We start from the raw sequence: 21,038 nt of genomic DNA on the forward strand, positions 1-21,038 counted from the left end.
GCGATGGCAATGGACAAGATTGAACGTTACGCGGAAATTCTGGACAGCGCGGCGCTTCATGCGCGCGCAACGCCCCAACTGACGCATACCGACCCCGATCTGAGTGTGGCGGATGCCTATCTGGTGCAGAAGCTGTCGGTCGATCGTCGCCTCAGCCGCGGTGAACGCCGAATCGGAGTCAAGATGGGTCTGACGAGCCGGGCCAAGATGCTGCAGGTCGGGGTCGACGAGGTAGCCTGGGGACGCCTGACCGACGCGATGCTGATCGAGGAAGGCGCGTCGATGTCTCGCGCACGTTTCGTTCACCCACGGGTTGAGCCGGAAGTGGCCTTCCTTATGAAGGCGCCGCTTTCCGGAAAGGTCACAGCGATGGAGGCGCTGGCGGCGGTCGAAGCGATTGCTCCAGCAATGGAAATCATTGATAGCCGGTACGAGAACTTCAAGTTCGCTTTGTCTGATGTTATTGCCGACAACACCTCGTCTTCTGGCCTTGTGATCGGACAATGGAACGATCCAGCCAAGGATTTCTCGAACCTCGGGGTTGTTCTCGAAATCGACGGCCATGTGATCGAGGTCGGTTCGACTGCAGCTATTCTCGGCCATCCCTTGCGGTCGTTGGTCGCCGCGGCGCGACTTGTCGCTGAAGGCGGAGAAGAAATCTCAGCAGGCGACATCGTCATGGCAGGTGGCATCACCGCCGCTCCCAATCTCGCGCCCGGTCAAACCGTCCGCACGAATATCCAGGGGCTTGGTGCCGTAATGTTTCAGGTGGAGGCGTAAATGCCAATCATCGAGGTCAACATGCTCGAGGGTAGATCGCCGGATGACAAAGAACGGTTGATCCAAGCCCTGACCGATGCTGCCATAACGTCGATCGGGGCGCCGCGTGAATCGGTCCGCATTATCTTGCGCGAGATGCCGAGCGGCCACTTCGCGGTCGGTGGACAGTCCTTCGCGGCGAAAGCGGCCGCAAAGGCCGCCGGGAAGGAATGACGTGACAACTGGGCTGCACCTGATCCGGATTGTCGGCGGCGGAGAGTTCAGTTGCGGTGAGGACGAGTCGGTCTTGCTGGCCATGGAGCGATGCGGATCGAGCGATATTGGCGTTGGTTGCCGGGGCGGCGGGTGCGGGATCTGCAGGGTCAAAGTGGTCGAAGGGGGCTATAAGACCGGCAAAATGAGTGCCGCAAAGGTTTCAGAAAGCGACCGTGAAGCGGGTTATGCCCTAGCATGCCGCCTCTATCCGGCCGCTGACTTATTAATCGAAGTGTAATATAAATCTAGAGGAGATATGAAATGGCTACCAAACTCAAAAACGTTGAAAACGAATACGGAATTAAGAGCGAATACGGTCACTTTATCGGCGGCGAGTGGATTTCCGGTGATAGTGGGAAGACGATCGACCTGATCAATCCGGCCACAGGCGCGGTGCTGACCAAGATCCAGGCCGGTAATGCCAAGGATATCCAGCGTGCAGTGGCCGCTGCAAAGGCCGCCTTTCCGAAGTGGTCAGAAAGTTCGCCTGCCGAACGTCAGGAAATCCTGATTGAGGTCGCGCGTCGGCTCAAGGCGCGCCATCAGCATTATGCCACGCTTGAGACCCTGAACAACGGTAAGCCAATCCGCGAATCGATGTATTTCGATATGCCTCAGGCAATCGGCCAATTCGAGCTTTTTGCCGGCGCGGCGTATGGCCTTCATGGTCAGACATTGGATTTCCCCGATGCTGTCGGCATCGTTCACCGCGAGCCGCTGGGCGTGTGCGCGCAGATTATCCCGTGGAACGTGCCGATGCTGATGATGGCGTGCAAAATCGCGCCAGCCCTTGCTTCAGGGAACACGGTTGTGCTTAAACCTGCCGAGACGGTCTGCCTTTCGGTGATCGAATTCTTCGTAGAAATGGCGGATCTTTTGCCCCCAGGCGTGATCAACGTGGTCACCGGCTACGGTCCTGACGTCGGTGAGGCGCTTGTGACTCATGAGGACGTCCGTAAGGTCGCCTTCACCGGGTCGGTGGCGACGGCCCGCCGGGTCATGCAATATGCATCCGCCAATATCATCCCGCAGACGCTCGAACTGGGCGGTAAGTCCGCGCACATCGTTTGTGGGGATGCTGATATCGATGCCGCGGTCGAAAGTGCCACGATGTCGACCGTGCTCAACAAAGGCGAAGTTTGCCTGGCTGGCTCACGCCTGTTCCTGCACGAGTCGATCCAGGATGAGTTCCTTGCGAAGTTCAAGGTGGCGCTCGAAGGTATTCGTCAGGGCGATCCGCTGGACTTTGCGACCCAGCTCGGCGCACAGGCGTCGAAGATGCAAATGGACAAGGTCGAGAGCTATCTCCAGTTGGCTACCGAAGAAGGCGCCACCGTTCTGACCGGCGGCAGCCGTAACGACAATCTTGCCGATGGGCACTTCATCAGCCCGACGGTCTTTACCAACGTCAACAACTCGATGCGTATCGCGCGTGAAGAGATCTTCGGCCCGGTTACCAGCGTGATTAGTTGGAAGGACGAAGACGATATGATGAAGGTGGCGAACGATACCAATTACGGCCTCGCGGGTGGTATCTGGACCCGCGATATTGCGCGCGCGCACCGCATGGCACGCAAGCTCGAAACCGGCACGGTGTGGATCAACCGCTACTACAATCTGAAGGCCAACATGCCACTCGGCGGTTACAAGCAGAGCGGGTTCGGTCGTGAATTCAGTCATGAAGTGCTTAACCACTACACCCAGACCAAGTCGGTCGTGGTGAACTTGCAAGAGGGTCGCACCGGGATGTTCGATCAGTAATTTTGAACTGAACGACAATCGGCGAAGAAGGAGAGAAAATTGTCTAAGAGGCTTGATGGACAGGTGGCGCTACTTACCGGTGGCGCCACCGGGATCGGCGCGGCGGTAGTCGCGCGCTATATCGAAGAAGGCGCCAGGGTCGGCGTGCTCGTCAAGGATGACGAGCAGACAGAACTGGTGCGTTCGCGACATGGAGACAGCGTCGTCGTGGTAACGGGAGACGTGCGTTCCTATGCGGACAATTCCCGCGCCGTTGCGGAAACCGTGGCGGCGTTCGGCAAGCTCGATGTGTTTGTCGGGAACGTTGGAATCTGGGATTTCATGGTTCCGCTCGAACAGCAGGAGCCCGAGCAGCTCGGAAAGGTTTTTGACGAGATATTCGATGTCAACCTCAAGGGCTACTTTCTCGGTGCCCGCGCCGCCATCCCCGAGCTCCGGAAGGTTAAGGGAAGTATTATTTTTACCGCCTCGACTTCAAGCTACTACACTGGAGGAGGCGGCACTCTATACGTTGCGTCCAAGCACGCTGTGCTCGGGCTTATCAAACAGCTGGCCTGGGAACTAGCACCGGACATCAGTGTCAACGGCGTTGCGCCGGGTGGGACACGGACCCCGCTCAGCGGTACCCAGACCGGCGGCTTTGCAGAGACGAAGATGGAACAGATGCCCGGGCTTGACGATTTGATTTCCGGCATGACTCCGCTCGGAAGGATCGCCGAACCTGCCGACCATGCTGGTCTCTATACCCTTTTGGCTTCGCGGCGGGACTCTTCGTACATGACCGGAACAGTGCTCCTCAGCGATGGCGGAATCGGAATCGGGAAACGTCCGGACGGGTGAACACGATGCCGAGAGCTAGGGTTGTTAGTATCAAGCGCATGATAGGAGGATAGAAGCCATGGCTGAGAAATTTCAATTTTCCGACTTGTTCGTCATTTCGGGGGTTATTGGAGCCGCCCGGTGGAAACCGACGCACCTTGGTCCGACCGTCGCGCCTCCCCAACTGGTCGAATTCGGCGGCGATCTCACAAGAGATCGCGCCGAACGTATGATGGCTCATGCCGAAGCCGGGGGACTCGCAATTTACGGGATCGGGCAGCTCAGCTACCATCGTGCACCTGTCGACAAGACAGTCGTCTATCCGATCGACGCCTTTTACGCGCATGGTCAATACACGTCAGTTATTGCTACCTTGAACCGCGTTGCAGTTCTGCTCGACAACACCCAAAAGGTGGATATCCAGGAAATGGTTGGCAAGATGATCCGGGTCGATAACTGACTCGGGGTTGCAGAATCACTGTCTCGCGCCCGGCTTGACATTGTTGCTCCAAGGCGCAAAACAGCGCTTGGCGCACAGGCTATTTTAGTGCGGGGTTACCGCGCGCTGCTCCGATCGAGGAAACGATCTGCAGAGATCGCATGGCGAGACACGCCGGCTTTGAGTAACACTTCTTCAGCGAGGTCGACCATCGCGGGCGGGCCACAGAGATAGGCCTCGCATTGTGCCCGGTCTGGTATTTCGGCGATCTGCTGCGTCACCAGCCCCCGGGCGCCTTCCCAGGGGCTATCCGGTGATTCTTCGGACAGGACCGGTATAAATTCGAACGGCGCATTCCAGTCGGCGGCGAGTGCGCTGATTTCATCAAGGCAATAAAGGTGCGCCTTGGTCCTGGCGCCATACAACAGGATAACCGGCCGATTGGCGCCAAGCGCACGGGCCTCCTGCAAAATCGCCATGATCGGAGCGAGGCCGCTGCCACCCGCAATGCAGAGCATTGGCGCCTTGCTTGGCTTGAGGTGGAACGCGCCATAGGGCGCCGCCACCTCCATCTGCGTTCCGAGGCGTTCACCGCCAAACAACCAGTCGGTGAAAGCGCCTCCCGGAACATGGCGGACATGGAATTGCAACTGCTTTGCCGACCCGTTTTTGGGTGCGAATGCGAAGGAGTAGCTTCGGGGGCCGTCGATGCTAGGCAGGCTCAGATCGGCGTACTGGCCTGGGGTAAAGGACAGCGGTCGGTCAAGCTCGACAATGAGGTTGATTATATCCGGGCAAAGCCGGGTGGCTGCGACAATCGTTGCCGGATAGTTTTTGACAGCTTGCTGGCTCAACAAGGGAGCGTCGAGTGCAATCGTCAAATCCGAGCGAGGTAGGGCCTGACAAGCAAGCCTGTATCCAGCCGACAGTTCGTCGCGCTCCAGAACCAGCGCGGATGGACTTAATTCCCGTATCTTGCCGTCCAGAAGCTTGAATTTGCAGGTTCCGCACGAACCGACTTTGCAATCGTGCGGCATGGCCATGCCCTCGGCGAGCATTGCTTCGAGCAGGGTTTTGTCTTGGGCGACAAACAACTCCCGCGCTTCGGAGGTCACAGTCACCTTGTTGGGCTTGGGCTTTTTCAGGAAGGAAAACATGAATGCGATCTATTCTGTTCGATTTGCGGCAAGTGGGATGAAAGTAAAAGGAAGTGTCATCCCCGGAGGGACGACGCTCGAGTAACATGCAGATGACCGGACGGATGTTGGTGGACTGTGTCAGTCGATGGCGAGCCACTGCGGCCAACCGGCCCTCGCGTTGGCGGCTTGTGCAAGTTTGCGCTCGCCAGGTGATGCAAACCTCTGGTCCCAGTCTTTGAGGCGCGGCTGGGCGATGAACCGGTTCCAGACTGGCGGGACCAGTCCGCACAGGAAACACAGAAACAGCGACGGCATCTGCGGCGCCTCGGGCTCGGGCCGCAGTTCGTAGAATGGGGTGTGCCCGTCGAGGTGGTGGTTGATGTGATTGGTGATCTCGACCCCGATCGGACGCACGATCATGCCAAGATGGTTCCATGCGTGATGCTTGGCGATCGGCTCCCCCTCGATCCGCAGCAGGCCGTAATGTTGAAAGTAATTGAAGCCTTCAACCAGCATCTTGGCAAAAAACATCGCGGTGACCGTCACGAGTCCGGCGATAGGACCGGCGAGAACGACCATCACACCGATAATTGCGCCAACCAGCACCAGTTGCAACCACATCGCATTGCGCCAGCTCCATTTCGAATGACCCAGACGCGAAAGGATCTCCGCCTGCTTATCCCAGGTGTCCTTGTACGAACCCCAGGTGGCCGAAAACACGAAGCTGTAGATGGTCTGCCCTCTCAAGGGTGTGTCACTATCTTTCGCTGTGTCGAGATGCACATGATGGGTGACAATGTGCGCAATATCGCGATTGGGATCGCCATAGAAGGCACTCAATCCTTTTGCCACAGCCCTTGGGAACCAGTGCCGGCGATGCATCAACTCGTGCGCGACGGGCAGGGTCGGAACCGCAGAAAGCCATGCAAGGCTGGCGATCGATCCGGCGATCTGCCAACCCGAAGCCGCATCACCCAATATCGGATTTGTGCCGGAGTTTACCGAGTGGGCGAAAACCAGATAGAGTGCGATCATCAGCGGTAGCTGCAGATAGATCGCTAAATCGGCGACGGACGAAATGCCGAGTGCGCGCATTTTGCTGTCATTTGGAAGGGCTATGTCAAGCATCATCAGCACTGGGAAGGTGCCAAAGCCGAGCCACACGAACGGGCCGCCGAGGACAAACCCTGCGATGCCCGTCATGGTCATAACGGGCACAAGATAATACCGTAATGCGTCCACTTTATTCTCTCCGATCCGTCCGGTCCGCAGGCCGGCCATATTGTTGTTCGTATATGGGAATGCCCCGCGCCGAGGAGCGCATGGTTAGCGGCACGAAATGCGACTGGCTTCGCATTTCGTGCCGCCGCATCCCTAAAGGAAGATGTTCAGGTTTTTGCTGAGCAGGACATTATGCTTGAGTATGATTCGCCGTTTGACCAGCTGAAATGCAGCTCCCGCTTCGCGCCAGATATCGACACGGTTGCCGATCAGCGAGTCTTCCTCACGCTCATTGCGATTGCGATAGGCGTAGAAGTTGGAGAAGACTTGGTATTCTCCTTCCTTCTCAGTCATTTCTACCTCAACGTTGGTGATGATGTGCGTGTAACGCGTGGCCGGATCCTCGGACCAGGCCGTACCGGTTTCCAGCCGCGAAAGCCGTTTCTTGATCTCCTCCAGATTGTCGTTGTAATAGGCCATCCGGGTCAGATCGTTTACTTGGTCGGTCTTGTCGCGGCGATAGCGCGTTTCAATGCCGGGCATATGATAGAGCAAATCGTCGGCCAGCATCTTGACCCAACCGACATAGTTCTCATCGTCGAGCATGCGCGCTTCGCGATAGACGGTCTGGGTCAAGGCGTGCGTCAGTTCGAGCGAGGCGCTCTGGCCCGTCTGCGGGCGTTCGAACGTGGCGTTCTTTGTCATAGTAATGATTCCTTTCAAAGCGCGAACAGGCCGGGAACGTCGCGCGTCTCGCTAACGCCTGTCAGGCGCGGTTCTGGGCGCTCGGGCATTGCATCCAGCTTGTCGGCTTCCATCATATCGAGCCAACGCTGGTAGAAACCGCGCTGGTTGGCGTCGTTATACTGCCCGCGATAGACGATGCCCGGCAGCGTATCGTGCTCGATCTGGCGCGATATGCCGCAGCGGTAGTGCAGGCGTTCGTGGCGGGTCACTACGCCGCGGTTGACCGTGGTACAGTTACTCCAGTTTTCCCCATCGTCCATCTCGAACGTGCCCCCTGGGCCAAAGGTCTGCATGACCCCCTTGGTAATTTCATCCTTGATGTCATCGGGCATCGATTTGTTGACGATCACCCAGGTCTTGAGTTCGAACTCCATTGGTCCCTTGGGCTGCCACTGACGGAAGGTCGAAATGCCAGGAAGGAACGACACGTTGGGGAAAATCGACGCGGAGGCGACCGATCCGAAGATTTGGGAGCGCATCTCACCCAGCCGCTGGGCCATCTTGGGCCGGATTCTTTCATAGTATTCCATAACCTTCGGTCGGCCCAGGAGGAAGAGATCGCCCACCCCTTCGGTGCCGAATTCCCACCCGTGGCCGTTGACGCTGGCATGGTAGGAATTTTCCATGTCGACCGGCGGGAAAGGCTCGCCATTGTTCATCGAACGGCAGCCGGAATCATGGGTCCAGCCAGCATGGTAGGCATCACCGATGAAGTTCTCGACGCCGAACTTCCAGTTGGCGTTAATCACCGACTTGATGCAGCCGCCGATCAATTCGGTGCCGCCATCCTCATTGTCGAGCAACATGTCGAGGTACCAGCGAAAGTCGCCCAGCCACGCGTCCAGGCTCGGACCGTCTTCGGCGAAGGTCGCAAACACCAACCCCTTGTAACCGGCTACCCGGGCAACCTGCTTCAAGCCGTTCTTTTTCCGATCAATATCGATTTCGTCGTAGCAATATTCCTCATGCATGCCTTTCAGTTCACCGCCGGTATCAAAGGCCCAGCCGTGGTAATTGCAGACAAACCGGCGGGTGTTTCCGGCGTCGGCAAAGCACACCTTGTTGCCGCGATGCGGACAGGAATTCAGGAAGACTTTGATCGAGCCATCGGGCTGACGCGCGACGATCACGCCGTCTTCGCCCATATGGGTGGTTAGAAAATCGCCCGCCTTGGGCAGCTGGCTCTCGTGGGCCACGAACAGCCAGGACCGTGCGAAGATGCGGTACAGCTCTTCCTCGTAAATCTCGGCATCGCTGAAGATCCGGCGATCGAGCCAGCCTTCCTTGAGGTCCATGTATTGTGAAAATTCTGGCTCGCGGCCCATCCGTTCAATGCGCATCATTTCTCTCCCATTAACTTCTTTGTAACTTCATTTTAGAAAAACACGTTGATGTTGCTGTCTGGCAGCACCGCATGGTCAAGCGCGATGTCACGCGCAGCGAGGCACCAGCCCTGCGTGCCATGGCGCCACCGGTCGGTGCGCCCCGCAGTAAATTGACGCGCCAAGCCGTCGATGCGGTTGCGATGAATAACGATCACCGAGTGTACGATCACCTCGTTTTCGGCATCCGCAGGTTCGATTTCGACGTTCGATATGACGCGGCGCACGAAATTGGGCGGATCCTCGGCCCACACATATCCCGAGCGCAGGCGATCGATCCTGAGTTTAAGGCGCGCGATGTTCTCGTTAAAAACAACGCCAGCGCCGACTGCTGCCGGCGGCGACCGATCTGCCCGGAAGCGCCGCCGTTTGAGGTCCATTCGGTAGGTAACATCGTCGCACAGCAGCTCCAGCCAGTCCTCGAAGCGTTCGGCATCGAGCAGGCGCGCTTCGTGATACAGGCGCTGCGTCAGAGCGATCATATCCTCTACCAGGACCGGGGCAGGGTTCATTTCAAGCATTCTCAGGCTCCTCAACGGAGAGCGAGTTGATGTTGTAGGTGGGAACCTCGGCCCAGCTTTCAGCCTGCATGTGTTCTTGCCAGCGGCGATAGAAATAGCGCTGGTTGTGCTCGCTCACCAATCCGGCTGCGATGTCGCCAGGAAAGCCATCGCGCGGCCCAGAACGGCCGAGCGCCATGTTAGTGAACACGTCCATCTGCGCCGTCCGCCAGCCACGCGACTGTTCGGTGCAGGCAGCTAGATTGTCGCCATCGTCATTGTCGAACAGGCCCGCAAGCCCGAAGGTCAGGCACTGATTGTCAAGGATTGCTGCTTGCATCTCGTCAGGCATGTCGTTTTCCACCATCGCCCAGGTCCATTGCTCGAGCTTGCCCGGACCCTTGGGATGATAGACCCGAAACCAGTTCAGGCCTGGCAGGAACTGGAGGTTGGGGAAAATCGTGATGTTGATCTGCGAACCCCACAGCTGTTCGCCGCGCACCTTGCCCAACCGCTCGATCGCCGTGGGACGATTGGCCTCCAGATAATCCATCATGGGCTTCGGTTCGGGGTAGAAGGCGTAGCCCGAAATCCCGTCGAGCGAGGTCAGCGCCATGTGGCCGTTCATTCCGGCGACGGAAAGCCCGCCTTCGAGGTTGGTACTCGAATTGCCGACGCTGAGACCGGCAAGGTCCATCGACTGGACGGCCGACATCGCTCCGGCATGCGCCCAACCCAGATGGTAGCCATCGCCGCAGACATTCTCAACCGGCAGCTTCCAGTTGCTGCCCAGCTCCATCTTCTGGGTTTCGCCGAGCAGCGAAGTTCCGCCTGGCATCGCATCCAGCCAGACATCGAGGAAGAATTTTGCATCGCCAAGGTAATCCTCGAGCGAGGGCGCATCTGGATCGAAGCAGCCGAAGACCAGGCCCTTGTATTCGGCAACATGGGTTACCTGAACCAGGCCCAGCTTGCTGCGGTCCAGTTCGCCAAAATAGGCCTCGTTTTCCAGCGGAACCCCGGCGAGCGACCCGTCTGGCGCGAACGACCACCCATGATAATTGCAGGTAAAGGCCTTGGCATTGCCGCGATCGGCGCGGCAAATGCGGTTCCCGCGGTGGGTGCAGCTGTTGAGGAATGCTTTGATCGATCCGTCTTTCTGGCGAATGACGATGACGTCGTCCTCGCCCATGAAGGTGCGGAAATAGTCACCAGCTTTGGGGATCTGGCTGGTGTGAACGAGGAACAGCCAGCAGCGACCGAAAATGCGTTCAAGCTCCTGTTTGTAGAGCTCCTCGTTCGAGTAGATCGTCCGCTTTTGACGGCCTGTCGTCGTATCGACCAGGTCGGAAACATCCATCTGCGTCCTCTCCTCCGAGTCGCCGCCGCAGATTTCCTTCGGTCAGCCATGTCCAGAATTTTGCTTATATCATGCATAAACTGTGCCAAATTCAAAAGTCAAGGAATCTCGTGCATATATAAAAGATCTCTACTTTTAACCCCGTTAAAGTTTGACATATTTGTCGAGTGCTGGATGATGTTGTGGCGCACAGTGTACATTTTTGTTATGATAAGGCATGAAGCATCTCCCCGCGTACACCGACCTTACCAGCCGGCTCCGTTTTTCGCCCGAGCAGGGCCGCATCTGGCGTGACAGCGAGCGCTGCGTATTGCTGAGTAATTCTGCGCTAGTCATGTTGCGGAACGAAATAGTTGTCCAACTGGGCTTAGTCAGCGCTCGCCGACTATTCTGGGAGATAGGGTTCGCCGAAGGCGCGCGTTGCGCAGTCGAAGCAAAGCATTTAAGGCCCGGCAGCAGTTTCCTTGATGCCTTTGCGGTCGGCCCTCAAGCCCATGCAGTAACCGGGTTCGGCTGGACCGAGATCGAAACTTTGGACACCGATACCGAGAACGGGCATTTCGATGGTCGTTTTCTGGTCCACGATTCGATTGAAGCCGGAATCCATCTCGCGACCGATGGCATTAGCACCGATCCTGTGTGTTGGTTGCAAACTGGTTTTGCCAGCGGCTTTGCAAGCACTTTCGCGGGTCAGCCCATAATCATGCGTGAAATCGAGTGCAAGGGAATGGGGCATCGGGCCTGCCTGCTCCATGGCAAGCCTGAAGCCGAGTGGCCAAGCCTGGACGATGTCGAAACGGCAGTGGTTCAAATCGATTCAAGCGGCCTCAAGAGTCAGGACGACCAATTCGTCGCTGGAGTATCGGCAGGCTTCCACGCGGTGCGCAACTTGATCGAGCGGACTGCAGGGACCGATGCCACGCTGTTGTTCTTGGGGGAGACGGGAGTCGGCAAGGAGGTGTTCGCCAGGATGGCGCACCGGCTTAGCCTTCGCCGCGACGCGCCTTTCGTCGCGCTGAATTGCGCAGCAATTCCTGAAGGCTTGATCGAGGCCGAACTGTTCGGTGTGGCCAAGGGTGCTTTCACCGGCGCCATGACCGACAGGCAAGGACGTTTCGAACTCGCCCACGGTGGTACGCTGTTTCTCGACGAGATTTCGATGCTGTCACCCCTGGCGCAAAGCAAGGTTCTGAGGGCCATCCAGGAAGGCGAATTCGAACGTGTGGGTGGTACCAAGACCATCCAGGTAAACGTTCGCCTGATCGCCGCCTCCAACATCGATCTCGAGGCGGCAATCGCTGCGGGGACATTTCGTCCGGACCTGTACTTCCGTCTTTCAACACTGCCGATCTGGGTTCCGCCGCTGAGAGAGCGGCGCGAGGACATCCCGGGATTAATGGAGCACTTCCGCGCCAAATATACCAAGCGTCACGGGCGTACCGTAGAAGGCTTCACGGCGCGGTCGATCAATGCGCTGCTGATGCACGACTATCCCGGCAATGTCAGGGAACTGGAGCGGATGGTTGAGCGTGCCGTGCTGCTCGCCGACGAAACTGGTGCCATCGATTTACGGCACCTCTTCATTGGATCGAACAGGGCGCTCATCCCAAGCAGTCTGACCCTGGCTCAGGATGGCCGTGTGGTCGGCGCGGAGCCGAGCTCCGAAGAGTCGTCTGGGATTGACCAGCTGGTCGGCTTGCTTCGCCAGAACGGCGAAACGCTTTCGACGATCGAAGATGCGATCGTTCGTGCATCAGTCGAAGCCGCCGGCGGTAACGTTGCACTAGCGGCCAGAGAATTGGGGCTGACGCGTCGGCAACTGGCATACCGTATCGAGAAAATTCGAAATGACAGATATTGACGGATTTACAACATATTGTATATTGTGCAACACAAACCTTAACAGAGTGTGCAAGGATAAAGGTATGGCGGCGTTCGTGAAATTGGGAGAAATCGAGTGCATTCGGTAGCGATTGTAGGTGCGAATCTTGCTGGTGGGCGAGCGGCGGAAGCACTTCGGCAGGCGGGGTTTGACGGTCAGATCACCCTTATCGGTGAAGAGCCGTTGAGGCCCTATGAACGCCCACCTCTTTCGAAAGAACTTCTGTGGAATACGGCGGAGGCTCCGAATAATTTTTTCTTGCAAGATGAGGGCTGGTACGCGGAAAACAGGATCGACCTGCTTCTCAACACGCGTGTTGAAGCGCTAGATTTGAATGCGGGCGGAGTGCGCCTGTCCGGCGGGCCGCTGGTCACCGCCGACAAGGTGTTGCTGGCGACCGGCGGGCATGCCCGCAAACTCAATTTAGCGGGAGCCGATTGTGCCAATGTCCATTATCTGCGCACCCGCGACGACGCCACCAGGATGGCACTCGACCTTCGTCAAGGGGCGCGGGTCGTTATTGTCGGGATGGGGGTGATCGGTGCTGAAGTGGCAGCCAGCGCGATCAAGCTGGGCTGCGAGGTAACCGCGATAGAGCCGCTGGCGGCGCCGATGGAACGGGCGCTGGGCAAGCGCTTCGGCCTATGGCTGGGTGAGCAGCACAGCAAGCGTGGGGTCAGGACCTATTTCAACCGGGGCGTCACGGGGTTCAAGTTCGCGGACGGTCGCGTCTCCGCCGTAGAGATCGACGACGGCACCCTCATCCCTTGCGACGCTGTCGTAGTCGGCGTGGGAATCATTCCTGCAACGTCGCTGGCGATAGATGCCGGGTTGACTGTAAACAACGGGATCGTCGTCGATCGTCGTTGCCAAACCAGTAGTCCAATAGTGTTCGCCGCCGGCGACGTGGCCGAACAGGACGGGTTTTTTGGTGGTCGATTCCGTCAGGAAACGTACCAAAACGCGGCCGACCAAGCCCAGGCTGCGGCCTTGGCAATGCTTGGCCACGAAGTCGATTACTGCAAGCCGATGTGGTACTGGAGCGACCAGTTCGATCTGAACATCCAGTTCTGCGGACAAATTCCGGTAGAAGCCGAGATTGTCGTCCGCGGCGACGTCGAAAGCAACGCATTCGTCGCTTTCTTCCTCTCCGGGAATACCATTGAAGGAGTCCTGACTGTCAACCGCGCTGCCGACATGGGAATTGGCAAACGGCTGGTCGAACGGCGGGTGATCGCCAGTGCGGACCGGCTTGCCGATGCGGATGTTTCATTACGTGAGCTGCTTAAACAGACCGCTTGATGGATGGCAGCGCCGCGGGACCGGCCTATCCGATACCGCCGCCTGCGACGAAGAGCGTCTGTCCCGTAACGTACGACGCTTCTTCCGATGCAAAAAAGCAGATTGCGGCGGCCAGTTCCTCGGGTTCGCCGAAACGGGCCATCGGGGTGTCGCGCATGGTTTGCTCCATCACCCCGGCAAAGCCCGCCTTGACGGCGTCGCTCATTGGCGCCGGATCGCGCGGCGTGACCCGGGTAACATTGACACCCCCCGGCGCAACGCAGTTGATTCGGACACCGCTGGTTTCCAGTTCCAGCGACAGGGCAGCGGTCAGCGCAGCGACTCCGCCCTTGGCGGCGGCATAGGGCACCCGGTTCACGCCGCGTGTGGCCACTGAACCGATATTGACGATCGAACCGCGCCCGGCCGCGAGCATATAGGGCACCACTGCGTGGCAGCACCAAAGAGTCGGCCACAGCGAGCGGTTAATTTCTGCCACGATCTCGTCTGGTGTATAGTCCCAATAGGGTTTGGCCCAAATCGTGCCGCCCACATTGTGGACTGCCACGTCGATCCGGCCAAATTGATCGGAAACCGTCCGGTAAAGTTCGGTCGCTCCCTCGCATTGCTCAAGGTCGAAGATGGCGGCGTGGGCGTCCGCGCCGTCGGCCCGCAGCCGGTCGACCGCATCCTGCGTGGCTTGAGCTGCGCGGTCAGCGACGATCACCGTCGCGCCTTCTTCCGCCAGGCGCTGGGCGGTGGCCAGCCCGACACCTTGAGCTCCGCCTGTCACAACCGCTACCTGGTTTTCGAACCGTCTGCATATAGGCATGGTCAGTCTGCTCCTCTTTCCCGAACTCCTGAAAAATACGCAAGGTCGAAGGACGATCTTGTATATATCCGCACTTTATGTCATGCAAGGAAAAGCGTTACACAATGCAGAACGCCGGGACACTGCGGCAACAATCACCTGACGTAAATTCTAGGAGAGCGACGAAGATGACGCGTACACTTATGGCCCCAGCCGACATCAAAGGAGCATGGGCAATTATTCCCACTCCGGCGAAGGACAATGCCTCGGATTGGCGCGCGACAAAAACGGTGGATCTCGATGAGACCGCGCGCGTGGTAAACGGTCTTATCGACGCAGGAATTAACGGAATTCTAAGCATGGGCACGCTTGGGGAAGCGGCGACCATGACCCACGATGAAAAGCTCGATTTCATGAAGGCATTGGTCGATTCTGCGGCTGGCCGGGTGCCGATTTTTGTCGGAACTACCTGCATCAACACCCGCGATACCGTCGCGTTAACCCGGCAGGCGCTCGATATAGGTGCGGATGGCACTATGTTGGGAGTCCCGATGTGGTGCGCTCCCAGCCTCGACGTTGCCGTGCAGTTCTACAAGGATGTCGCTGAAGCCGTCCCTGAAATGAACATTGCGATCTACGCCAATCCCGAAGCTTTCAAATTCGATTTTCCACGTTCATTCTGGGCACAGGTGGCCGAGCTTCCGCAGGTCGTCACGGCGAAGTACATCGGTGTCGGCACCCTGCTGCCAGACCTTGCGGCAGTTCGCGGTCGCATCAAGCTGCTGCCGATCGACTTCGACTATTATGGTGCAGCCCGTATGGACGATTCAATCGACGCCTTCTGGTCCAGCGGTGCCGTGTGTCATCCGCTGGTGACAACTACGCTGCGCGACCTCGTGTCGCAAGCGCGCGCGACGGGCGACTGGAGCGCGGCGCGGGCTTTTATGGGCCAGCTCGGCCCAACGGCAGCGCCGCTGTTCCCTAACGGCAGCTTTAAGGAATTCTCGACCTACAACATCGCGCTTGAAAAGGCGCGGATGAATGCCGGCGGGTGGATGAATGCCGGCCCGGCCCGTCCGCCTTATCATCTTTGCCCGGAACCCTACCTCGAAGGCGCGCGCCAGTCGGGCAGAATGTGGGCTGAGCTCGGCAAAGCACTCGAATCTGAGAAATGATATCAGCGCGATAATTTGGGAGAGAGCAGATGACGGAGATTAACCTGTCGTGGCCGAAAAACTATAATGAAGTTCCTAAAGAAGCCTTTGTTCGCAAGGACATCTATGCGGAGGAGGTCAAACGGATTTTTCACGGCACCGAATGGCACCCGGTCGCCCATGAAAGCGAATTGCCCAACCCAGGAGATTTCAAGACTTTCCGGTTGGCGGGCGTACCGCTGCTTATCGGGCGCGACGTCGAGGGCGTGGTGCGGGTGTTCTACAACGCTTGCTCGCACCGCGGCAATCAGCTCGAGACGGCGATCATGGGCAACAAGACCGAATTCGAATGCCCTTACCACCGCTGGCTGTTCGATTCGAAGGGTGACCTGGTCGGGTGTCCTAACCCACGGGAATTTCTGCCCGGTTTCAACAAAGCTGACTATCCGCTTGCCCAGCCGCGGTTCGACATCTATTTTGGCCTGATATTCGTGACGCTTTCGGCGGAAACCGAGCCGCTGCTTGAATATCTGGGCGACTCGCAGAATTGCTTGCGCGAGCTGCTTGCGGGCGACGGGCGGCTCAAGCTGCTTGGCTACCAGAAGGTCCGTTATGATACGAACTGGAAGTCGTATACCGATAACGATGGCTATCATGCTCCGTTGCTGCATCAGGCGTTCAAGATGCTCAACTGGCAAGGCGGCAAGGGTCGCCAGTACACGGCAACGCACCGCGGCCACATCTGCTTCGAATCGGCCCTTTCTGTGGCAACCGGGCCTTCCGTGCTCAAGGACAAGTCGCTGATCGAGTTCAAAGGGCAGGACCCGGCGGTCGGATCCCGGATCGTCTCGCTGTTTCCAACCTTCGTTTCGACGAAGCATCTTGACGTCATCAACTTGCGCTTCGCTACACCGATCGATGCGGAGACGGTTGAAGTCCACTATGCCTATTTCGCCCATCAGGATGACGACGAGGACATGGTTCGCCATCGCCTGCGGCAAAGTTCCAACCTGCTCGGCCCGTGCGGCCTGATCAGCATGGAGGATGCTTCGGTCTTTCACCGCATCCACATCGGAAACCACACACCAGGGTCGGCCATCTTCCAGAAGGGAGTACATGACCCTTTGAAGCTGGAATCGGAATTTCTTCAGAATGACGAGAGCGGCAATCTTCCGCGCTGGGAATATTACCGTTCGGTCATGGGCTTCGAAAGGGCGACAGTATGATGCAGACAGATACATCGCTCGAAGCGGCGCTTAACGCCCTGCTGCTGGCTGATGCTCACGCGCTCGACAGCAAGGATATGCCGGGGTGGCTTGGTAATTACGCGGACGAGGAGGCTGCCGCCTACTACTGCCGTTCGGCGGAAAATTCGGAGCACGGACTCGCCCTTGGATTCATGTACGACGACTGCCGCGCCAGGCTCGAGGATCGCGTCACCTTCGTGAACGACATCTGGGCTGGCACCTTTCAGGACTATCGAACCCGCCATTTCGTCCAGCTCACCAGCTTTGATCGCGTTGATGCAACCACCCTGGAAATGCGATCAAATTTTTCGGTGTTCATGACGCCTAAAGACAGCGGTATCACCCAAGTGCTGGCGGCAGGGCAGTATCTCGATACTGTTCGGCAAGACAAGAATGGCGAACTGAAGCTGTTATCGAGGCGCGCTGAGCTCGATACCTCAGTACTTCCGCGATATCTGGTCTATCCGATTTGATCAGGTGGTCAGCCGAAGCGACGGATATTTTCCGCCAAACCGGTAACTAGTGCTTCGGCCGCAACAGAAGGGCCCGGCGTCATTCAGGCCCTTAGTTGTTATAATTTGAACGATAACAAGTGTTTGCCTATGGGAGCCGATTTGACATTTGAGCCCCGCTTGCCGAACAAAAATATTATGCCATGCTGACCAACGTCGGCATGGCCGTGTAACTTTAAAAAATCGCTTCCGACAATCCCTGGGCGGTTTAGTATGGGCGCCGGGCGTTCAACGGGGTTGCCTGATTGCCATGTCATTTCAGGATAAGAGTTGTATATTATACAACATGCGTCTATAGTCCGCACAATTGTGCAACGAGCAATTGAACACAAAACATGGAACGCCAAACCGCGATGGCTGAACCCATGGGTTAATTAAGATTTGGGAGATGTGGTATGGCTGCGAGTGTTTTTCCAAAAAACCAGGAAGAGTATTTCGAGCAGTTGCGAAGGGCACCGTTACTGGCGCTGCCGACCTTCTTGCTTTTCGTTGCCTCGATGGGTGGCATCGGAATTGTCTGGTATCTGGCATTGACGGGGCAGATACCTATCTGGCTCGGCACCATCGCCAACGGCCTGATCACCTATCTGCTTTTCAGCGTAATACATGATGCGGCCCATATGTCCCTTTCCAGGGTCAAATGGCTAAACGAGACGATCGGAGCGATCGGCCTCTTCTTCTTGTTCCCATATGCCCCGATGGTACTTCTGCGGTGGGTGCACAACAAACACCACAGCTATGCCAATGGCCCACTAGACCCTGATCGCTTCGAACACGAGTCGTCATGGTGGCAGGTGCCGTTTCGCTGGACGATGTTTGACGGCGCCTATATTTATTATTTTTTCAAGTACGGCCAGAATGTTCGCAAAAAGCACGGCAAGGAACTCGTCGCTTTTTACTCGGTCTTGCTCGCGCTGTTTGTAGCGGCCCTTTATTTTGGATACGGCTTCGAACTCTTCATGTTGTGGTTTCTGCCCTCGCGAATCACGCTGTTCCTGATTGCGATCGTTTTCGTGATTCTGCCGCACTATCCGGCGATGGTTGCACAGGATGAAGAGCCCTATATGGCGACGACGATGCGCTACGGATGGGAATGGCTGCTGACACCGTTGCTGGTTTATCAGAACTACCATCTCATCCATCATCTCTATCCGGAAATTCCCTTTTACAGGATGCATAAGGCCTATTTCATCAAGTTCGATGAGATCAACCGTCAGAACATCAGCCGACAGACAGCCTTTGGGGTCAAGCCGGAGAACATGGAGTCCCATCTGGCCTACCGCCAGGAAAAAGACGCGGCATTGCAGCCAGCTGAATAATAGATGGCCCGACAGGCTGCCCGATCAGATCACTGCCGTCCCTACGGCTGCGAACGGCCTCTCGCCGCGATCGGTCAGGCTGGCCTCTACTCATGGACAGGCGCTACGCTGCACGCGCTCCCGCCTTCCGCACTGCGCCGATCACAAGGCACAGGACCGCCAATCGGCAGCGCGGGCTGGTTACGGTGCTGGAACAATCGACCGGGCGGAGCATCATCCCCAGGAAGCTCGAACGGAGAAAGTCCGCTGACGAAGCGTATTTGGGAAGCAAGCAAAGGGGCGTTCGGCAGGCTGGCGCAATTTTGCTCAACCATGTAGACCAGCGAAAACAGCAACGGCGAGGATGTCCATTATGAGTGCCAAAGAGATTGGGGGAGGTGTGCCCCCTAATGCAATCCCAGCTGGTCCCCCCGAATTCGACGTGGGGTTTGCTTCAGACACATCGCCATGGACGCCCTATCAGAAGCTGGTGCTTCTGCTGTGCTCCCTGGTGATCGTGCTCGATGGTTTCGATGCGCTGGCGCTCGGTTTTGCCGCCCCGGCGATGCTGCCCGACCTTAACCTGACCAAGGAAGAACTTGCGCCGGTGCTGGCGATCGGCCTGATCGGCATGACCATAGGCGCCACAATCGGCGGGATCATCGGCGACAAGTTTGGACGCAAGATAGCCCTGTTGGCCAGCACAATCATCTTCGGATCAATGACGGGCGCAATCGCTTTCGCCAATGACTTGCCGACACTGGGACTATTCCGCTTTATTGCGGGTATCGGTCTGGGCGGCGCGCTCCCGAATGTCACCGCACTGGTTGCAGAGTATACGCCCCAACACCGTCGCAGTTTTGCGGTTACGCTTAGTTTGGTTTGCATGGCGGTTGGCGGAGTGGTCGGCGGGTTTGTTTCTGCCGAAGCGCTTCCGGCATTGGGCTGGCGGGGATTGTTCGCTGTGGCGGGCGCCTTGCCGCTAGTGCTGGCATTGGCGCTGTTTTTGTTGCTGCCGGAATCTCCACGATTTCTGGTGACCCGGCCGGAACGGTCGAACGAATTGCGCCAGATCTTCGAAAGGATGCGGTTCGACGTGCCGTCGGACGCCGTGTTTGTCGATCGCGCCGAATCGGGTGTCAACAAGCCATCGGCGGCAACCCTTCTCCGCCCTCCCTACTTGCGTGATACATTGCTCTTGTGGCTGGCCTTCTTTGGCTGCCTGCTGGCGGTGTTCATGTCGTTTAACTGGCTTCCGACCATGCTCGCCGATGCCGGCTTCGACCTTCCGACATCGAGCCGCGGCCTGCTGACGTTTAATGTGGGGGCGATTGTGGCTGCGGTGCTGGTATCCTGGATAATCCTTTTCACCGGGTCGCGGTTGCCAATGGTGATTATGGCGCTTGGCGGTGCCGGGGGGGCTTTGGCGTTGAGCCGCATGGGGTTTGACCCGGCCGCGCCAAAGCTGCTGCTCCTGACGGCGCTGGCCCTGCTTGGTGGCTGTATCGTAGGCCTTCAAGTTGTACTCTACGTGCTCGCGTCACACGTCTATCCGACGTTGCTGCGTGCAACCGGGGTTGGACTTTCGGCGGGAATCGGCAGGGTCGGTGCGGTATTGAGCAGCTTTATCGGCGCAGCGGCCCTGTCCGGCTTCGGCCCGGTGGGCTTCTATTATGTAGTGGCCGCCGCCATGGCCGTGACGGTGATCGCGTTGCTGCTGGTGAGGAGACACATCCCGCCCAGCGCGAAAACCGGGGCAACCCCGGCCGCAGGGACCTGACGCTGAGCGCTGCGGTTGGGTTTTGAACGTCGGTCGCGGGCGTCGCAGTCTTGATGGTTACCGAAAAACTGATTGAGCATGATCGGCCCTGCAAGATGCCACGAACACCTTCTTGCCTAAAGTTCGCTCGCTAGCGTCGAGCGGGCACGGATCATCGGCCCGACGCGTGTCATCGCCGATTGCGCGAGCCTCCTCGATGCGCGACGAAATCAACCAGGATAGCTATGTGACCGAGGCCGACGAGATCGTTTTTCTCGTCGAGGAAGTTCCGCGCAAACTGCGCAAGCTGTTTGATGCGTCCGTGGCAAAATTTGGCCTGTCTCGCACTCAGTGGCGCGCCCTTGCCTATATATTCCGCTCACCGGGACTCACCCAGACCGAACTTGCAAAACACCTAGATCGTGAACGCGCGAGTGTGGGTCATGTGATCGATCAGTTGGAAAAGGCACATTTTGTCGAGCGGCGTTCGATGGAAGGGAATCGGCGCGTCTGGAGCCTGCACCTGCTTCCCAAGGCTATCGAGATACTTCCATCACTTCGGTCGGAGGCCGACGCGATATACGCGCAACGACTGGCAGGAATTTCCGCAACGGAGTTTGACACGGTCAAGACCCTGCTTGGGAAAATGTCTGGCAACCTTGGGTAGCGTCCCGGGACTTGGTGTAAATTC

The 21,038-nt window shown here is 57.7% G+C and carries 21 protein-coding genes; 14 read left to right on the top strand and 7 right to left on the bottom strand.

Going from position 1 to position 21,038, the window contains the following annotated elements:
- Window positions 1-9: 9 nt before the first annotated feature.
- Genes HOC_RS16780 through HOC_RS16805 form a run of 6 tightly spaced genes read left to right on the top strand, consistent with a single transcriptional unit; the run spans window position 10 to window position 4,075 of the window.
- Complete coding sequence (locus HOC_RS16780; protein ID WP_035540762.1) at window positions 10-780, top strand: 2-keto-4-pentenoate hydratase; 771 nt, start codon at window positions 10-12, stop codon at window positions 778-780.
- Window positions 781-993, top strand: coding sequence for a 2-hydroxymuconate tautomerase (locus HOC_RS16785; RefSeq protein ID WP_035540723.1), 213 nt, complete (start codon window positions 781-783; stop codon window positions 991-993).
- Between the two features lies 1 nt (window position 994).
- Window positions 995-1,273 carry a 2Fe-2S iron-sulfur cluster-binding protein gene (locus tag HOC_RS16790; RefSeq protein ID WP_045695151.1) on the top strand — a complete coding sequence of 93 codons (279 nt, stop codon included), beginning with the start codon at window positions 995-997 and terminating at the stop codon, window positions 1,271-1,273.
- 23 nt (window positions 1,274-1,296) lie between these two features.
- Entirely contained in the window at window positions 1,297-2,796 is a 1,500-nt protein-coding gene (locus HOC_RS16795) for an aldehyde dehydrogenase family protein (protein ID WP_035540725.1), read from the top strand.
- Between the two features lie 39 nt (window positions 2,797-2,835).
- A complete protein-coding gene (hcaB, locus tag HOC_RS16800; RefSeq protein WP_035540728.1) occupies window positions 2,836-3,636 on the top strand; it encodes a 3-(cis-5,6-dihydroxycyclohexa-1,3-dien-1-yl)propanoate dehydrogenase in 801 nt (266 codons plus the stop codon).
- A 58-nt stretch (window positions 3,637-3,694) separates the two neighbouring features.
- Window positions 3,695-4,075: a hypothetical protein gene (locus HOC_RS16805; protein ID WP_035540730.1), complete on the top strand. Its 381-nt coding sequence runs from the start codon at window positions 3,695-3,697 to the stop codon at window positions 4,073-4,075.
- 95 nt (window positions 4,076-4,170) lie between these two features.
- On the opposite strand, the gene HOC_RS16810 is transcribed toward HOC_RS16805, so the two are convergent.
- The 6 genes from HOC_RS16810 to HOC_RS16835 all read right to left on the bottom strand — a co-directional run bounded on the left by HOC_RS16810 (window position 4,171) and on the right by HOC_RS16835 (window position 10,403).
- On the bottom strand, window positions 4,171-5,211 hold the full coding sequence (locus HOC_RS16810; RefSeq protein ID WP_035540732.1) for a 2Fe-2S iron-sulfur cluster-binding protein: 1,041 nt from the start codon (window positions 5,209-5,211) through the stop codon (window positions 4,171-4,173).
- Window positions 5,212-5,331: 120 nt separating this feature from the next.
- Window positions 5,332-6,474, bottom strand: coding sequence for an alkane 1-monooxygenase (locus HOC_RS16815; RefSeq protein WP_277813056.1), 1,143 nt, complete (start codon window positions 6,472-6,474; stop codon window positions 5,332-5,334).
- A 93-nt stretch (window positions 6,475-6,567) separates the two neighbouring features.
- Window positions 6,568-7,119, bottom strand: a complete 552-nt coding sequence (locus HOC_RS16820) for a 3-phenylpropionate/cinnamic acid dioxygenase subunit beta (RefSeq protein WP_035540734.1) — start codon at window positions 7,117-7,119, stop codon at window positions 6,568-6,570.
- A 14-nt stretch (window positions 7,120-7,133) separates the two neighbouring features.
- Window positions 7,134-8,501: an aromatic ring-hydroxylating oxygenase subunit alpha gene (locus tag HOC_RS16825; protein ID WP_035540736.1), complete on the bottom strand. Its 1,368-nt coding sequence runs from the start codon at window positions 8,499-8,501 to the stop codon at window positions 7,134-7,136.
- A 35-nt stretch (window positions 8,502-8,536) separates the two neighbouring features.
- The gene (locus tag HOC_RS16830; RefSeq protein WP_035540738.1) at window positions 8,537-9,064 is read right to left on the bottom strand and encodes an aromatic-ring-hydroxylating dioxygenase subunit beta; all 528 of its coding nucleotides are present in this window, start codon (window positions 9,062-9,064) and stop codon (window positions 8,537-8,539) included.
- Window positions 9,057-10,403 (bottom strand): aromatic ring-hydroxylating oxygenase subunit alpha, encoded by a 1,347-nt coding sequence (locus HOC_RS16835; protein ID WP_035540740.1) that lies wholly within the window; start codon window positions 10,401-10,403, stop codon window positions 9,057-9,059. The genes HOC_RS16830 and HOC_RS16835 overlap by 8 nt, the downstream gene beginning before the upstream one ends.
- Before the next feature lie 217 nt (window positions 10,404-10,620).
- Between HOC_RS16835 and HOC_RS16840 the strand changes: the two genes are divergently transcribed.
- On the top strand, window positions 10,621-12,264 hold the full coding sequence (locus HOC_RS16840; protein ID WP_035540741.1) for a sigma-54-dependent Fis family transcriptional regulator: 1,644 nt from the start codon (window positions 10,621-10,623) through the stop codon (window positions 12,262-12,264).
- A 96-nt stretch (window positions 12,265-12,360) separates the two neighbouring features.
- The gene (locus HOC_RS16845; protein ID WP_035540742.1) at window positions 12,361-13,587 is read left to right on the top strand and encodes an NAD(P)/FAD-dependent oxidoreductase; all 1,227 of its coding nucleotides are present in this window, start codon (window positions 12,361-12,363) and stop codon (window positions 13,585-13,587) included.
- Window positions 13,588-13,612: 25 nt separating this feature from the next.
- On the opposite strand, the gene HOC_RS16850 is transcribed toward HOC_RS16845, so the two are convergent.
- Window positions 13,613-14,398 carry a 1,6-dihydroxycyclohexa-2,4-diene-1-carboxylate dehydrogenase gene (locus tag HOC_RS16850; RefSeq protein ID WP_035540743.1) on the bottom strand — a complete coding sequence of 262 codons (786 nt, stop codon included), beginning with the start codon at window positions 14,396-14,398 and terminating at the stop codon, window positions 13,613-13,615.
- Window positions 14,399-14,580: 182 nt separating this feature from the next.
- Here HOC_RS16850 and HOC_RS16855 point away from each other — a divergent pair, with 182 nt between their 5' ends.
- The 6 genes from HOC_RS16855 (at window position 14,581) to HOC_RS16880 (ending at window position 21,014) form a co-directional block, all read left to right on the top strand.
- The gene (locus HOC_RS16855; RefSeq protein WP_206741596.1) at window positions 14,581-15,552 is read left to right on the top strand and encodes a dihydrodipicolinate synthase family protein; all 972 of its coding nucleotides are present in this window, start codon (window positions 14,581-14,583) and stop codon (window positions 15,550-15,552) included.
- Between the two features lie 29 nt (window positions 15,553-15,581).
- Window positions 15,582-16,757 (top strand): aromatic ring-hydroxylating oxygenase subunit alpha, encoded by a 1,176-nt coding sequence (locus HOC_RS16860; RefSeq protein ID WP_035540745.1) that lies wholly within the window; start codon window positions 15,582-15,584, stop codon window positions 16,755-16,757.
- Window positions 16,754-17,251, top strand: coding sequence for an aromatic-ring-hydroxylating dioxygenase subunit beta (locus HOC_RS16865; RefSeq protein WP_035540746.1), 498 nt, complete (start codon window positions 16,754-16,756; stop codon window positions 17,249-17,251). The genes HOC_RS16860 and HOC_RS16865 overlap by 4 nt, the downstream gene beginning before the upstream one ends.
- Before the next feature lie 434 nt (window positions 17,252-17,685).
- Window positions 17,686-18,609, top strand: a complete 924-nt coding sequence (locus HOC_RS16870; RefSeq protein ID WP_035540747.1) for a fatty acid desaturase — start codon at window positions 17,686-17,688, stop codon at window positions 18,607-18,609.
- A gap of 352 nt (window positions 18,610-18,961) precedes the next feature.
- Window positions 18,962-20,368: an MFS transporter gene (locus HOC_RS16875; RefSeq protein ID WP_162174885.1), complete on the top strand. Its 1,407-nt coding sequence runs from the start codon at window positions 18,962-18,964 to the stop codon at window positions 20,366-20,368.
- A gap of 196 nt (window positions 20,369-20,564) precedes the next feature.
- On the top strand, window positions 20,565-21,014 hold the full coding sequence (locus HOC_RS16880; RefSeq protein ID WP_035540749.1) for a MarR family winged helix-turn-helix transcriptional regulator: 450 nt from the start codon (window positions 20,565-20,567) through the stop codon (window positions 21,012-21,014).
- The last annotated feature ends 24 nt before the right edge of the window (window positions 21,015-21,038 follow it).

It is taken from the genome of Hyphomonas oceanitis SCH89, assembly GCF_000685295.1.
Lineage (GTDB): Bacteria > Pseudomonadota > Alphaproteobacteria > Caulobacterales > Hyphomonadaceae > Hyphomonas > Hyphomonas oceanitis.

What these genes read in the sequence shown, in the direction of transcription:
- HOC_RS16780 (WP_035540762.1), top strand. Translation starts at nt 10, where the DNA reads ATGGACAAGATTGAACGTTACGCGGAAATTCTGGACAGCGCGGCGCTT.
- HOC_RS16785 (WP_035540723.1), top strand. Translation starts at nt 781, where the DNA reads ATGCCAATCATCGAGGTCAACATGCTCGAGGGTAGATCGCCGGATGAC.
- HOC_RS16795 (WP_035540725.1), top strand. Translation starts at nt 1,297, where the DNA reads ATGGCTACCAAACTCAAAAACGTTGAAAACGAATACGGAATTAAGAGC.
- HOC_RS16805 (WP_035540730.1), top strand. Translation starts at nt 3,695, where the DNA reads ATGGCTGAGAAATTTCAATTTTCCGACTTGTTCGTCATTTCGGGGGTT.
- HOC_RS16810 (WP_035540732.1), bottom strand. Translation starts at nt 5,211, where the DNA reads ATGTTTTCCTTCCTGAAAAAGCCCAAGCCCAACAAGGTGACTGTGACC.
- HOC_RS16815 (WP_277813056.1), bottom strand. Translation starts at nt 6,474, where the DNA reads ATGGCCGGCCTGCGGACCGGACGGATCGGAGAGAATAAAGTGGACGCA.
- HOC_RS16820 (WP_035540734.1), bottom strand. Translation starts at nt 7,119, where the DNA reads ATGACAAAGAACGCCACGTTCGAACGCCCGCAGACGGGCCAGAGCGCC.
- HOC_RS16825 (WP_035540736.1), bottom strand. Translation starts at nt 8,501, where the DNA reads ATGCGCATTGAACGGATGGGCCGCGAGCCAGAATTTTCACAATACATG.
- HOC_RS16830 (WP_035540738.1), bottom strand. Translation starts at nt 9,064, where the DNA reads ATGCTTGAAATGAACCCTGCCCCGGTCCTGGTAGAGGATATGATCGCT.
- HOC_RS16835 (WP_035540740.1), bottom strand. Translation starts at nt 10,403, where the DNA reads ATGGATGTTTCCGACCTGGTCGATACGACGACAGGCCGTCAAAAGCGG.
- HOC_RS16840 (WP_035540741.1), top strand. Translation starts at nt 10,621, where the DNA reads ATGAAGCATCTCCCCGCGTACACCGACCTTACCAGCCGGCTCCGTTTT.
- HOC_RS16850 (WP_035540743.1), bottom strand. Translation starts at nt 14,398, where the DNA reads ATGCCTATATGCAGACGGTTCGAAAACCAGGTAGCGGTTGTGACAGGC.
- HOC_RS16855 (WP_206741596.1), top strand. Translation starts at nt 14,581, where the DNA reads ATGGCCCCAGCCGACATCAAAGGAGCATGGGCAATTATTCCCACTCCG.
- HOC_RS16860 (WP_035540745.1), top strand. Translation starts at nt 15,582, where the DNA reads ATGACGGAGATTAACCTGTCGTGGCCGAAAAACTATAATGAAGTTCCT.
- HOC_RS16865 (WP_035540746.1), top strand. Translation starts at nt 16,754, where the DNA reads ATGATGCAGACAGATACATCGCTCGAAGCGGCGCTTAACGCCCTGCTG.
- HOC_RS16870 (WP_035540747.1), top strand. Translation starts at nt 17,686, where the DNA reads ATGGCTGCGAGTGTTTTTCCAAAAAACCAGGAAGAGTATTTCGAGCAG.
- HOC_RS16875 (WP_162174885.1), top strand. Translation starts at nt 18,962, where the DNA reads ATGAGTGCCAAAGAGATTGGGGGAGGTGTGCCCCCTAATGCAATCCCA.
- HOC_RS16880 (WP_035540749.1), top strand. Translation starts at nt 20,565, where the DNA reads ATGCGCGACGAAATCAACCAGGATAGCTATGTGACCGAGGCCGACGAG.